Raw genomic sequence first — 12313 nt, forward strand, 5'->3', positions numbered from 1 at the left:
CCCCGGGTGCTCTTGGTCGACGCGGCCCGGGGCGGGCATGGGGGTCAGGACGTGGCAGGGCTGTGGCCGTTGACCGCGCGGGCGGGGCCGTGCGGCCCTTCCGCGAAGTAGGCGTAGGCGTCGAACTCGGCGGGCTGCGCGTCCTCGGCCGGCGGCTCCGGGTCGGGCATGTCCCACACCCGGCGCACGAGGAAGCGCTGCGTCTCGGTCAGCCCGTCCTCGTCGAAGTCCGCTTCGGTCGGCGGGTTCTCCTTCGAGAACCCCTCGGCGTCCTGTCCTCGGACGGCCGAAGTCGGCTTCGCCTCGGCGAGCTGGTCGAGGTAGGCGCGGATCCGCGCGGCCCGCGGCTGCCCGATCTTCAAGTCGGCCTTGATACGGGTGATCGACGGCACCTTGCCCTCGGCGAGCTGGTCGCCGTACTTCGCCGCGGCGACCGGGAACAGGACGTCAGGCGCGGGTGTGAGAACCGGCGTCGGTGCAGGTGACGGCGCGGGTACGGCAGGTACGGCGGGCGGTTCCACCATGGTGGAAACCGGCACAGCCGTACCCGAGCCGACCGGCTCGACCGGCACCTGTTCGGCCACCGTCTTGTCAGCCTCGATCTGGTGGAGAGTGTCAGCGGTGACACCCTCGGCGCGGGTGACCGGCGCGGCCGGCACCTGCTCGACCACCGTCTCGCCGGGGCCCTCCCGTTCCACAAATGTGGAACCGGGCGCGGCCGTCTCGACCTCAGTCCGGGCGGCAACGCCGAGCAGGTGCGCCAGACCGCCCAGGGCGATCGGCGGGACCACCGACACCGCGACCACCAGCACCCAGGCCACACCGCCCAGGACGATGACCTTCGCCTCGATCAGGTGGAACATCGCGTTGCCCAGCACCGAGACGACCACCGCGGCGAGCGCGTGCCCGAAGGCGTGCCCGCGCACCTCGGCGGAGTACCGGGCCTTGTTCGTGGCGATGCGGGTCGCGGCGATGCCGTAGGCGTCCACCGTGACCGGCAGCAGCCACGCCATCGACACCTCGACGCCGAACACGTGCAGGGCGGTCGTCCACCCGGCCAGCTCGCCGAGCCCGGCCTGAGCGGTGAACGAAGCGGTCACGGTGGCCAGGGCGACCAGCAGGACGCAGCCGATGACCATCCAGTCGCGGCGGGCGTTCATGCCTCACCGCCCATGGTGCGCTCAGCCACCTTGCCGAGCGCCGCGGCGAACTCGCCGAGTGACCGGATGTCGAGGCCGGCGAGGATGCGCGACCAGTCCATCGCGATCGGCCAGTCGATGTCGGTCAGGTAGCGGCGGCCCTCGGAGAGGAACGACAGGTGAACCACGACCGGGGTCCGGCCGTCGGCGGTGTCGGCCTGGCCGTAGCGGAGCATCACCTCACCGGGGCCGCTGAACGGGCCGACGTAGGCGAGATGGAGCCGCTGACCGGCGGTGTCGGCGGTGTGGTCGGCGACGCACCACTTGGGGCACGGCGCGGGGGGCTGTACGGTCGGTTCCACGATCTCTCTCCTGGTCTGATCAGGGGATGGGTCGAGGCCCCGGCCGGTGCGCGAACACCGGCCGGGGCCGTCTTGCTACTTGGGGATGCCGACGAGGCTCTCGGCGAACGCCTGAACCGCGGCGAAGTCCACGCCGGTGAAGTACTCGGACTGGTGGTTTCCGCCCGCCACCCTGCCGCCGCTCCGGCGGCAGAAGGCGATCAGCTCGCCCTCGTTGCCCTCGTAGTTGAGGTGCAGCGGGGAGACCCACACGTGGTCGATGGACACGCCGTGCTTGGCGCTATCGCTGCGATGCTGGGCGACCCGGCGCTTCCCGTCCTTCGACTGGCCGACCTTGATGACACCGGTGCTGAACGCGATGACGTAAATCTGGCCTCGATCAGCCGACGCCACGATCTTCTGGCGGGCTCCGCCGGTGGACGGCTCGGCGAGCTTGAGCAACACCACCAGGCGACGGCACGTCTCCGGGCTCGGCGGGCCGATCACGTCGATGAGGGGACGGACCGTCCGGTCCGGCGGGGGAATGGTGCTCACAGGAACCTCCTGAACAGGGGTGGATGTTCTGTTACGCAGCGTTGGGCGTCTCGCCGCGGGCCTCGGCGACCAGGCGCATCAGGACGCCGGCGAACTCCTCGGCCTCGGCCAGCGACAGGTAGAACACGAAGCGGTCGGAGCCCTCGACGACGCACACCCGCGGCTCGACCTCGCGGTAGCCCTGGATGAGGTCGATCAGCGCGACCTGGGGCCGGTAGTTCGGCCGGCCGGGCGCCCCGTAGTCGACGAAGTCCATCGTCGTCAGCTCGACGGACTCGCTGGCGCCGTCGTGGTGGCGGTCGTCGGGGTGGTCGGACGCGTTATGAAGAGAGCTGCACCAGTCCGGGCACGGGCCGGTGAGCCACGCGGGCCTCTCGACGTCGACGGGACGGTCAGCGGTGGGGGTCGTACGCTTGTCCATCAGGTGAGGGACCTTTCCATGGGGTGGTTCCGATCCAGGGCCCGTCCGGTGTTCGCAGCACCAGACGGGCCCGCCGTGCCAAGTAAGTAAGCCACAGATTGGCATTCGCACTCGCGATCGCGGTCGCGCTGCTCGCGGCGGCGGGGGTCGTGCCGGCCGCCAAGGTGGCCGAGCCGTTCTTCCTCGGTGAGCTCGGCCTTGACGGCTCGGTGCGGCCGGTGCGGGGCGTGCTGCCCGCCGTGCTGGCGGCGGTCGCCGCCGGGGCCCGCACCGTCGTCGTCCCCGCGCGCAATCTCGCCGAGGCGTCCCTCGTGCCGGACGTGACGGTGGTCCCGGCCGTCACTCTGTCCGACCTGGTGAGCCGGCTTCGCCACGACGGGCCGCTGACTCCCGGCGGTCCGCCCGGCCCGCCCGGCCCGCCCGGCCGGACCGATCGGACCGGCCGTTCCGGCCGTTCCGTACGGCTCGCCAGGTTCGCCCGGCCCGTCCGCGGCCGGAGCGGGAGCCATCGAGGATGACGCGGCGGCCGGATCGGGAGGCGTCGCAGGCGACGGGGCGGGCGGGGCGGAGGGCATCGAGGACGCCGCCGGTGACATGGGCGACGCGGGCGCCACGGCCGACTGGGCGGGAGGCGCCGTCCCCGACCTGGCCGACGTGGCCGGTCAGCCCTTCGCCCGCCGCGCCCTGGAGATCTGCGCGGCCGGAGGGCACAACTTCTGGATGCTCGGCCCGCCGGGCACCGGCAAGACGATGCTCGCCGAGCGGCTGCCCACCCTGCTGCCGCCGCTGGAGCGCGACCAGGCGCTGGAGGTGACCGCCATCCACTCCGTGGCGGGCGTCCTGCCTTCCGACCGCCCCCTGCTGACCCGCCCGCCCTTCGTCGCGCCCCACCACACCGCGACCGTCGCGGCCATCGTGGGCGGGGGAAGCGGGGCGGTCCGCCCGGGCGCCGTCTCGCTCGCCCACCGCGGCGTTCTGTTCCTCGACGAGGCCCCCGAATATCCCGCGAGCGTTCTCGACTCGCTCAGGCAGCCTCTCGAATCGGGCCGGGTGACGGTCTCCAGGGCGCAGGGCACGGTCACGTTCCCGGCCCGGTTCGTGCTCGTACTGGCCGCCAACCGCTGCCCGTGCGCGCGGCCGTCCCGGCCGGACGACCCGTGCCGGTGCTCCCCGGCGGCCCGCCGCCGCTACCTCGCCAGGCTCTCGGGTCCGCTGCTGGACCGCGTCGACGTCAAGGTCACCCTTTACCCCTCGACCCGGCGGGAACTGCTCGCCGACCGGCGGTTCATCGAGCCGAGCCGGGTGGTGGCCGAGAGGGTGCTGCTCGCCCGCGAGCGCGCGGCCAGGCGGCTGGCGGGCACGCCCTGGCGGTGCAACGCGGAGATCCCCGCCCGGGCGCTGCACACCGTCTACCGTCCGCCGTCACGGGCGATGGCCCCGCTGCTCACCTGCCTGGACATCGGCGCGTTGAGCGCGCGGGGACTGGACCGGGTGCTCCGGCTGGCCTGGACGCTCGCCGATCTCGCCGGGAAGGCCGGTCCCGAGGTCACGGAGACCAACGCCGCTCTCGGCCTGTGGCTGGGGGAGGAGCGGTGAGCGACCGGCTCGCGCGGATCGCGCTGATGCGGCTGGCGGAGCCCGGCGACGCGTTGATGGGCGGGTTGGTGGCCTCCCTCGGCGCGCAGGCAGTGGTGGAGCGGGTGCGCGCCGGCCGTCCCGATCCGGCGCTCGTCCGTCTGCTGACCGGGAACGACGGCGATGACGGTGGCGGCGCCGGCGGTTCCGTTGGGGACGGTGGCGCCGGCGGTTCTGTTGGGGACGGTGGCGCCGGCGAGAACGACCGTGCCGGCCGCGGGGCCGGCGGGGCCGGCGGGGGTGGTCACGACGCCGGTGGAGGCGGTGCGGGGGGGTCACGGGAGGAGCGGATCGCGGGCCGGCTCCGGCGCGCGTTCGCCTCCTGGTCGGCCCGGCTGGAGCCGGCCGATCCCCGGCGGGACCTGGCGGAGGGAGAGCGGAACGGAGCCCGGCTGGTGATCCCCGGAGACCCGGAGTGGCCCACCCAGCTCGACGATCTGGGGCGGGCCCGCCCCTACGCTCTCTGGCTCCACGGTGACGCCGACCTGCGGTTCTCCTGCCTGCGCTCCGTCGCGCTCGTGGGCTCACGGGCCGCCACGCCGTACGGCGCGCACGTGGCGGCGGAGTTCGGCGCCGGGCTGAGCGGGCGCGGCTGGACCATCGTCTCGGGAGGCGCCTACGGCGTCGACGGCGCGGCCCATCGGGGGGCCCTCGCCGGGGACGCGCCGACCGTCGCGGTGCTCGCCTGCGGTGTCGACGTCGCGTACCCCAGCGCGCACCACCAGCTCTTCACCGCCGTGCGCGCTCACGGCGTGCTGGTGAGCGAGTGCCCCATGGGCTCCCATCCGACCCGGCCGCGTTTCCTGATCCGCAACCGGCTCATCGCCGCGCTGTCCAGGGGCACGGTGGTCGTGGAGGCGGCCGTGCGCAGCGGGGCGCTCAGCACCGCGAGGCACGCACTGTCACTGAACCGCGTCCTCGGGGCGGTGCCCGGGCCGGTGACGTCGGAGACGTCGGCCGGATGCCACCGGCTGATCCGTCAGGGGGCGGCCGTCTGTGTCACCACCCCCGAGGAGGCGATCGAGCTCACCGGCGCACTGGGAGCCGATCTCGCCCGTGAGCCGCACGGCCCGGTGCTGCCGCGTGACGAGCTGGAACCCGAGACCCGCCGGGTGCTGGAGACCGTGCCGGCCAGGGGCGGGGCGGGACCGGCGGCGATAGCGGTGGCGGCGGGCGTCGGCATGGACACCGCGCTGGCCTGCCTCGGCGCTCTGGCCGCCGCCGGTTACATCGAGCGGGTCTCCCGAGGCTGGCGCCTGCGCCCGGAGGGACCGCGGAGCCCCTCCGGGCGGTGACTCCGTCACGGTGCCCGAGCGGATGGCGTCCAGCTCGAACAGCAGGTTGCTGAAGAAATAGCCGCATCGCAGGTGGGTGACGGCGAGGTCGGTGTCCTCGGCGACGATCCGGTCCAGCGCCTCCTCGACACGGGCCAGTCCGTCGATCTCACCGGCGCCCCTGCGGAACTCGGCGCCCACGCTGCTTCGCAGGACGGTACGGGGAATCCGGTTCCCGGCGATCGCGGCGGCGACGGCCTCGCCGACCTCGGCGTACGCCGCGACGGGGTCATCGGTCCCGGTGCACCGGCCGGGACGGCAGCAGCCGCACCTGCCCTCGGCCCAGCAGGAGCAACGGGTCGAGGTACAGCCGGCCGCGGAGCAGCCCCCAGTGCAGGCAGCCGGTGGGGCAGTGGCCGGGGACGTCCTGGAGGGCGCCGATCACCTGGTTCCGCTCCACGGCCTGGCCGCGCCGTACCGAGGGGGTGACGGGAAGGTAGGTCGTCCGCAGGCCGTCGTCGTGGAGAACGGTGACCACGCCTCGTCCGGCGAGCGGCCCGGCGTAGCCGACCGTGCCGGCGCCCGCGGCGCGGACCTCCGTGCCGGGCGGTGCGGCGAGGTCGGTTCCCCGGTGCCCGGCCAGCCAGGGCCGCGCCGGGGGCGCGAACCCACGGAGCACGCGGAGCCGCCCGGTGAGCGGCGGGTCCCATCGGGGGGAGGGCCCGCCGGCCCGGGGGTGAGGCGGGAGCTCCGCCTCGGAGTGCGGTGAGGGCGCGGCTTCCGGGTGCGGGAAGGGCCGGCGGGGGCCGGGATGGAGCGATCCGGGCCGGGGGACGACGGCTTCCGGGCGGCCCGCCCGGTCTTCCCGATCCCGGTCCGGGGCGCCTGCGGCTCCCGGTGCGGTCATCAGCAGTGCCGGCAGCAGGAGATGTGTCCCGAGGGAGCGGAAGGATCTCATCCGCCCAGCATGAGGATCGTGGTGCGGGCCGGGGCGGACCGAACACGGTTCTGTGGACGGCCGGCCCGATGTCACGGACGGCACGGGTCGTCGGGGAAGCGGCGCGATGTCACGGACGGCACGCGTCACCGGGGAAGCGGGGCGGGGGAGTGGCGCAGCGGGGAGAGCCAGACCATCGGGATGGCGAGGAGCGCGATGCCCGCCGCGCCGCACCACAGCACCGGGCGCAGGCCGAGCAGCTCGCCGGCCAGACCGCCCGCCAGGCCGCCCGCGGCGACGACGCCGTGGATCCCGAAGGTCATGGTGGCGTTGACCCGGCCCCGCAGTTCGGCGGGGGCCTCCCTGAGGGTGATGGCTCCCATGGAGGTGGCGAAGGCGACGATCGCCGCGCCGCTGACGAGCCCGCTGGCCGCCATGACGGCGAAGCGGGCCCAGACCGGGCCGGAGGCGAGCGCCGTCACCACGTAGTCGAGCGGGAACAGCAGTACCGCGTAGCGGAGCATGCGGTTCTCGCCCACCCGTCCGATGAGGCGCGTCGTGGCCAGGGCGCCGAGCAGGCCGCCCACGCCGAAGCACGCGCTGACCGCGCCGACCATCCCGGCGGGCAGTTCGAGGACGGTGACGGCGTAGAGGATGAAGATCGCCATGTACGCGCCGCCGAAGAAGTTGATCGCCATCCCGGAGCCGCAGAGCGCGCGGAGCGCCGGGGCCGCCACCACGGCGCGCAGTCCCTCGCGGATCTCGGTCCACATGCCGCGCGGGGCCGCGGGCACGTGCTTCTCCGGGGCCCGGATGCCGCGGATCAGGAACGCCGAGGCGAGGAAGGACAGCGCGTCGGCGAGAAGGGCGAACGGCGCGGTGAAGATCTGGACGAGCAGACCGGACAGGCTCGGCCCGCCGATGACCGCCAGGGAGTTCGCCGTCTGGAAGCCGGCCAGGGCCTGGGGCCGCTGGCTCTCGTCGACCACGGCGGCGATATGCGGGAAGCTGCAGGCCCGGAAGAGCACCGAGCAGAGGCCGACGGTGAACGTCACGGCGATCAGCCACGGCACGGTCAGCCATCCGGCGAGCCAGGCCACCGGGACGGTGGCGGTCGCCGCCGCCGCGGTCAGCTCGCAGCCGATCATGACGGGCCGGTGCCGCCGCATCCGGTCGGCCAGCGCGCCCGCCTGGAGCCCGGCCAGCAGGTAAGGGAGGGCGCCGGCGGCGGAGAGGACGCCCATCTGCGCGGGGGAGGCACCGAGGAGGGCGGCGGCGGTCAGCGGCACGGCCAGCCGGGAGACCTCGGCGCCGGTCTCGGAGACGGCGCGCGCCGACAGCAGCAGCCGGTAGTCGCGCTGCCGGCGGAGGGGGACGGGGCGGGGCTCGGAGACGGCGTCGCCGGTCTGAAGGGAACGCTTCACATCTATGAAAATATCCCTTCACAGATGTGAAGGCAATCCTTCAGGTTTGAGCGGGTACGGTTTCCCCATGACCGAGGAGGCGCGCAGGCAGCTCACCGATCCCGTGGCGATGCGGGCGCTCGCCCACCCCGCGCGGCTGGCGATCCTGAACCGGCTGCAGGCCGAGGGGCCAGCCACCGCGACCGAGGTGGCCGAGATCGTCGGCATCACGCCCAGCGCCGCCAGTTACCACCTGCGGATGCTCGCCAAGTACGGCTTCGTGGAGGACGCGCCCGCGCGCGGCGACGCCCGGGAGCGCGTGTGGCGACACAGCCCCCGCGGGATGGTCATCAGCACCGAGGCCGGCGACCCGCCGGAGGTGCGGGCCGCCAAGGATCTGCTCATCAAGGCCGTGCGCGATCACGCCGCCGACGAGGCGACGCGCGCACTGGCGAACTTCGACCGCGAGCCCGCCGAGTGGCAGGAGGCGTCGATCTTCTACCGGGCCGCCCTGATGGTGAGCGCCGAGGAGCTCAGGGAGCTGCAGCGGCGGATCGACGAGCTGCTGGACCCGTACTCGATCAACCGGCGTGATCCGGCGGGGGTGCCGCCCGGCGCCCGGGTCGCGGAGGCGCAGGTGAACCTCTTCCCCCGCGCCGAGCGACGCCCGCACGGGCTCCCGCAGGAGGGCACGCACCCCGGCCCCCTCGACGGGTAGGCCCTTCCGCCTCTCCCGTCGGCGAGGCGCCGTCCCCTCCGCGGGCGGAGGGCGGTTCCCCCTGCCGGCCCGGGGACGGTTTCCCCGCGTGCGGTCAGGATGGCTGACGCGCCGGGGTCGGGCGAAGGTCCGGCTGAGGGTACACTTTTCGATGGCCTGCAACGCGCGGGCCGACTTCGCATGTCCCACTGAGAACCATCTCCCTCGGTCCGGGCGAGAGCCCGGCTGGAGCCGGTTCGGGGCATCAGGGCGGTGGCCGAGGGCCGCCGCGTCAACCGAGAACAGCGCCCAGCGATGGGCGCCCCGACCTGGAGGACAATCACATGTCCACCCCCGTCGTCACCATGCGACAGCTGCTCGAGAGCGGCGTTCACTTCGGCCACCAGACTCGTCGCTGGAACCCGAAGATGAAGCGCTTCATCTTCACCGAGCGCAACGGCATCTACATCATCGACCTCCAGAAGTCGCTGTCCTACATCGACAGGGCCTACGACTTCGTCAAGGAGACCGTCGCCCACGGCGGCACGATCATGTTCATCGGCACGAAGAAGCAGGCGCAGGAGGCCATCGCCGAGCAGGCGTCCCGCGTCGGCATGCCGTACGTCAACCAGCGCTGGCTGGGCGGCATGCTCACCAACTTCTCCACCGTGCACAAGAGGCTCCAGCGTCTGAAGGAGCTTGAGGAGCTCGACTTCGACAACGTCGCCGGCTCGGGGCTCACCAAGAAGGAGCTCCTCATGCGCCGCCGCGAGAAGGAGAAGCTGGAGCGCACCCTCGGCGGTATCCGCGACATGGCCCGTGTTCCGAGCGCGGTGTGGGTCGTCGACACCAAGAAGGAGCACATCGGGATCAGCGAGGCCCGCAAGCTCAACATCCCGGTCGTCGCGATCCTCGACACCAACTGCGACCCGGACGAGGTCGACTACCCGATCCCGGGTAACGACGACGCCATCCGCGCCGTCGACCTGCTGACCCGCGTCGTGGCCGACGCCGTCGCCGCCGGTCTCATGGCCCGCGCCGGCGCCAACCGCGGTGACGACAAGCCGGCCGTCGCCGGTGGCGCCGAGCCGCTCGCCGAGTGGGAGCAGGAGCTGCTCGCCGGTGCCGAGAACGAGGCCAAGGCCGAGGCCGCCCCGGCTGAGGCTCCGGCCGCCGAGGCTGAGGCCGCTCCGGCTGAGGCTCCGGCCGCCGAGGCTGAGGCTCCGGCCGCTGAGGCCGCTCCGGCCGAGGCCCCGGCCGCCGAGGGCGACGACCAGCAGGCCTAGTCCTCATCTCGTACGGCTCGCCGTACGAACCCGCAAGGCTCTTTTTCGGGTGGGTACGCCTCTTGAAGGGGCGTACCCACCCGGTCCACGACGATTCCGACGAGGAAAAGACAATGGCTTCCGTGAACATGGCCGACGTCAAGCGGCTTCGCGAGCTGACCGCCGCCGGCATGATGGACTGCAAGAAGGCCCTGGAGGAGTCCGAGGGCGACTTCGACCGCGCCATCGAGATCCTGCGGCTCAAGGGTGCCAAGGACGTCGGTAAGCGCGAGGCCCGCACCGCCTCCAACGGCCTGATCGCCCTGAAGCAGGACGGCGACTCGGCCGCCGCGCTGCTGGAGCTCAACTGCGAGACCGACTTCGTGGCCAAGGGCGAGCGCTTCCAGGAGCTGGCCGCCCAGGTCGTCGAGCACATCCTGGCGACCCGTCCGGCCGACGTCCCGGCCCTGCTGGAGTCGGAGTTCGACGGCAAGACCGTCAAGACCCACCTCGACGAGGCCAACGCCGCGCTGGGTGAGAAGATCGAGATCCGTCGCTTCGCGGTCCTTGAGGGCGGCTACATCGGCGCCTACATGCACAAGACCGACCCGCAGCTTCCGCCGGCGGTCGGCGTGCTCGTGCAGCTCGACGCCCCGAACGCCGAGGTCGCCAAGGACATCGCCCAGCACGCCGCCGCGATGGCTCCGAAGTACCTCAACCCGGACGCCGTTCCCGCGGACGTCATCGAGAAGGAGCGCGCGCTCTTCGAGGAGATGACCCGCGAGGAGGGCAAGCCCGAGGCCGCCATCGGCAAGATCGTCGACGGCCGCATCAACGGCTGGTTCCGTGACTTCACCCTGCTGCAGCAGGCGTTCGTCAAGGACAACAAGAAGACCATCGGCAAGTACGCCGACGAGAACGGTGTCAAGGTCGAGGCCTTCGTCCGCTTCAAGGTCGGCCAGGCTTAGTCTTAACCCAGCTTCTCTCAGCCACAGCACTACAACGAGGAGGCCGCCGTCGTGCAGGAGAACTCAGAATCCGCTACGTCGGCGGTTTCTTCGTATTCGGGTCCGCTTCGCTGGAAGCGGGTCATGTTGAAGCTGTCGGGCGAGGCGTTCGCCGGCGGAGAGCCGCTGGGCATCGATCCCGGGGTCGTCGGCCACCTGGCCGACTCGATCGCCGAGGCCGTCCGCAAGGGCGTGCAGGTCGCGGTCGTGGTCGGTGGCGGCAACATGTTCCGCGGCGCGGCCCTGTCCGAGCGCGGCATGGACCGCGCCCGGGCCGACTACATGGGCATGCTCGGCACGGTGATCAACTGCCTGGCCCTCCAGGACTTCCTGGAGAAGCGGGGCATCGACACCCGCGTCCAGACGGCGATCACCATGCAGCAGGTCGCCGAGCCCTTCCTGCCCCGTCGCGCCATCCGTCACCTGGAGAAGGGACGCGTGGTCATCTTCGGGGCCGGGCTCGGCTCGCCGTTCTTCTCCACCGACACCTGCGCCGCGCAGCGCGCGCTGGAGATCGGTGCCGAGGCGCTGCTCAAGGGCACCCAGGTGGACGGCGTCTACGACGACGATCCCCGGAAGAACCCCGACGCCGTACGGTTCGACCACCTCGAATATGGTGAGGTCCTGACCCGTGGCCTCGGTGTGATGGACGCCACGGCCATCAGCCTCTGCATGGACAATGGCCTGCCCATCGTGGTCTTCGACCTCATGGGTGAGGGCAACATCCTGCGGGCGGTGCGTGGTGAGAAGATCGGCACGCTGGTGAGTCCGGCAGGGAAATAGGGAGCGAGCCTGACGAGCGAGCGGAGCGGTGCGCGACGTAGGAGTGTCCCGCGAAGTGAGTGAGGATGGTGAGCGACCCATGAGCGGGGAGCGAGCCTGACGAGCGAGCGGAGCGGTGCGCGACGTAGGAGTGTCCCGCGAAGTGAGTGAGGATGGTGAGCGACCCATGAGCGGGGAGCGAGCCTGACGAGCGAGCGGAGCGGTGCGCGACGTAGGAGTGTCCCGCGAAGTGAGTGAGGATGGTGAGCGACCGAGAAGAAGGAGTCGCTGTGATCGACGATACCCTCCTCGAAGCCGAGGAAAAGATGGACAAGGCCGTGTCGGTGGCGAGGGACGATCTCGCCGGCATCCGTACGGGCCGCGTCACCCCGTCGATGTTCAACAAGATCACCGCTGAGTACTACGGGACGCCCACTCCCATTCAGCAGCTGGCCTCGTTCCATGTCCCCGAGGCTCGCATGGTCATCATCCAGCCCTTCGACAAGGGCTCGATGGCCGCGATCGAGAAGGCGATTCGCAACTCCGACCTCGGTGTCAACCCCGGTAACGACGGTCAGGTCATCCGTGTGGCCTTCCCCGAGCTGTCGGAGGAGCGCCGCAAGGAGTACGTGAAGGTCGCCCGGACCAAGGCGGAGCAGTCCAGGGTCTCCGTCCGCAACATCCGCCGCCACGCCAAGGAGACGCTCGACAAGCTGATCAAGGAGGGCGAGGCGGGTGAGGATGAGGTGCGTCGCGCGGAGAAGGAGCTCGACGACCTCACCCAGAAGCACGTCGCTAAGATCGATGAGCTGCTCCGGCAGAAGGAAGCCGAGCTGCTCGAAGTCTGATTCGTGGTCCTTGTCCCGTCCGGGTCTCC

General features: G+C 72.0%; 13 protein-coding genes and 1 pseudogene. 8 read left to right on the forward strand and 6 right to left on the reverse strand.

Annotation, left to right across the window (positions count from 1 at the left end; translation table 11 throughout):
• Positions 1–44 precede the first annotated feature (44 nt).
• From ACQP10_RS08565 to ACQP10_RS08580, 4 genes are all read right to left on the reverse strand, one after another.
• The gene (locus ACQP10_RS08565) at positions 45–1160 is read right to left on the reverse strand and encodes a hypothetical protein (RefSeq protein WP_433541167.1); all 1116 of its coding nucleotides are present in this window, start codon (positions 1158–1160) and stop codon (positions 45–47) included.
• Positions 1157–1501: a hypothetical protein gene (locus tag ACQP10_RS08570; RefSeq protein WP_433541168.1), complete on the reverse strand. Its 345-nt coding sequence runs from the start codon at positions 1499–1501 to the stop codon at positions 1157–1159. The genes ACQP10_RS08565 and ACQP10_RS08570 overlap by 4 nt, the downstream gene beginning before the upstream one ends.
• 75 nt (positions 1502–1576) lie before the next feature.
• The gene (locus ACQP10_RS08575; protein ID WP_433541169.1) at positions 1577–2035 is read right to left on the reverse strand and encodes a hypothetical protein; all 459 of its coding nucleotides are present in this window, start codon (positions 2033–2035) and stop codon (positions 1577–1579) included.
• Between the two features lie 31 nt (positions 2036–2066).
• Entirely contained in the window at positions 2067–2456 is a 390-nt protein-coding gene (locus ACQP10_RS08580) for a DUF6907 domain-containing protein (RefSeq protein ID WP_433541170.1), read from the reverse strand.
• 98 nt (positions 2457–2554) lie between these two features.
• Between ACQP10_RS08580 and ACQP10_RS08585 the strand changes: the two genes are divergently transcribed.
• From ACQP10_RS08585 to dprA, 3 genes and pseudogenes are all read left to right on the forward strand, one after another.
• Positions 2555–2974 (forward strand): magnesium chelatase domain-containing protein, encoded by a 420-nt coding sequence (locus ACQP10_RS08585; RefSeq protein WP_433541171.1) that lies wholly within the window; start codon positions 2555–2557, stop codon positions 2972–2974.
• Between the two features lie 121 nt (positions 2975–3095).
• Positions 3096–4052, forward strand: a pseudogene (locus ACQP10_RS08590) (YifB family Mg chelatase-like AAA ATPase); the annotation flags it as partial.
• Complete coding sequence (gene dprA, locus ACQP10_RS08595) at positions 4049–5386, forward strand: DNA-processing protein DprA (RefSeq protein ID WP_433541172.1); 1338 nt, start codon at positions 4049–4051, stop codon at positions 5384–5386. The pseudogene ACQP10_RS08590 and the gene dprA, both read left to right, overlap by 4 nt.
• Before the next feature lie 268 nt (positions 5387–5654).
• On the opposite strand, the gene ACQP10_RS08600 is transcribed toward dprA, so the two are convergent.
• Both ACQP10_RS08600 and ACQP10_RS08605 read right to left on the reverse strand, forming a co-directional pair.
• A complete protein-coding gene (locus ACQP10_RS08600; protein WP_346020869.1) occupies positions 5655–6044 on the reverse strand; it encodes a murein hydrolase activator EnvC family protein in 390 nt (129 codons plus the stop codon).
• 404 nt (positions 6045–6448) lie between these two features.
• The gene (locus ACQP10_RS08605; protein ID WP_433541173.1) at positions 6449–7726 is read right to left on the reverse strand and encodes an MFS transporter; all 1278 of its coding nucleotides are present in this window, start codon (positions 7724–7726) and stop codon (positions 6449–6451) included.
• Between the two features lie 67 nt (positions 7727–7793).
• Between ACQP10_RS08605 and ACQP10_RS08610 the strand changes: the two genes are divergently transcribed.
• The 5 genes from ACQP10_RS08610 (at position 7794) to frr (ending at position 12284) form a co-directional block, all read left to right on the forward strand.
• The gene (locus ACQP10_RS08610; RefSeq protein WP_399499823.1) at positions 7794–8423 is read left to right on the forward strand and encodes a helix-turn-helix domain-containing protein; all 630 of its coding nucleotides are present in this window, start codon (positions 7794–7796) and stop codon (positions 8421–8423) included.
• 323 nt (positions 8424–8746) lie between these two features.
• Entirely contained in the window at positions 8747–9688 is a 942-nt protein-coding gene (gene rpsB, locus ACQP10_RS08615) for a 30S ribosomal protein S2 (RefSeq protein ID WP_433541174.1), read from the forward strand.
• Between the two features lie 113 nt (positions 9689–9801).
• Positions 9802–10635: a translation elongation factor Ts gene (gene tsf, locus ACQP10_RS08620; RefSeq protein ID WP_346020865.1), complete on the forward strand. Its 834-nt coding sequence runs from the start codon at positions 9802–9804 to the stop codon at positions 10633–10635.
• 123 nt (positions 10636–10758) lie between these two features.
• Positions 10759–11457, forward strand: coding sequence for a UMP kinase (gene pyrH, locus ACQP10_RS08625; RefSeq protein WP_218911649.1), 699 nt, complete (start codon positions 10759–10761; stop codon positions 11455–11457).
• Between the two features lie 269 nt (positions 11458–11726).
• Entirely contained in the window at positions 11727–12284 is a 558-nt protein-coding gene (frr, locus tag ACQP10_RS08630; protein WP_312873091.1) for a ribosome recycling factor, read from the forward strand.
• Positions 12285–12313: the final 29 nt, after the last annotated feature.

Source organism: Streptosporangium sandarakinum, from assembly GCF_050942225.1.
GTDB classification, from domain to species: Bacteria; Actinomycetota; Actinomycetes; order Streptosporangiales; family Streptosporangiaceae; genus Streptosporangium; species Streptosporangium nondiastaticum.

Coding starts and splice junctions, on each gene's coding strand:
- ACQP10_RS08565 (WP_433541167.1), bottom strand. CDS start 1,160: ATGAACGCCCGCCGCGACTGGATGGTCATCGGCTGCGTCCTGCTGGTC.
- ACQP10_RS08580 (WP_433541170.1), bottom strand. CDS start 2,456: ATGGACAAGCGTACGACCCCCACCGCTGACCGTCCCGTCGACGTCGAG.
- ACQP10_RS08610 (WP_399499823.1), top strand. CDS start 7,794: ATGACCGAGGAGGCGCGCAGGCAGCTCACCGATCCCGTGGCGATGCGG.
- rpsB (WP_433541174.1), top strand. CDS start 8,747: ATGTCCACCCCCGTCGTCACCATGCGACAGCTGCTCGAGAGCGGCGTT.
- tsf (WP_346020865.1), top strand. CDS start 9,802: ATGGCTTCCGTGAACATGGCCGACGTCAAGCGGCTTCGCGAGCTGACC.
- pyrH (WP_218911649.1), top strand. CDS start 10,759: ATGTTGAAGCTGTCGGGCGAGGCGTTCGCCGGCGGAGAGCCGCTGGGC.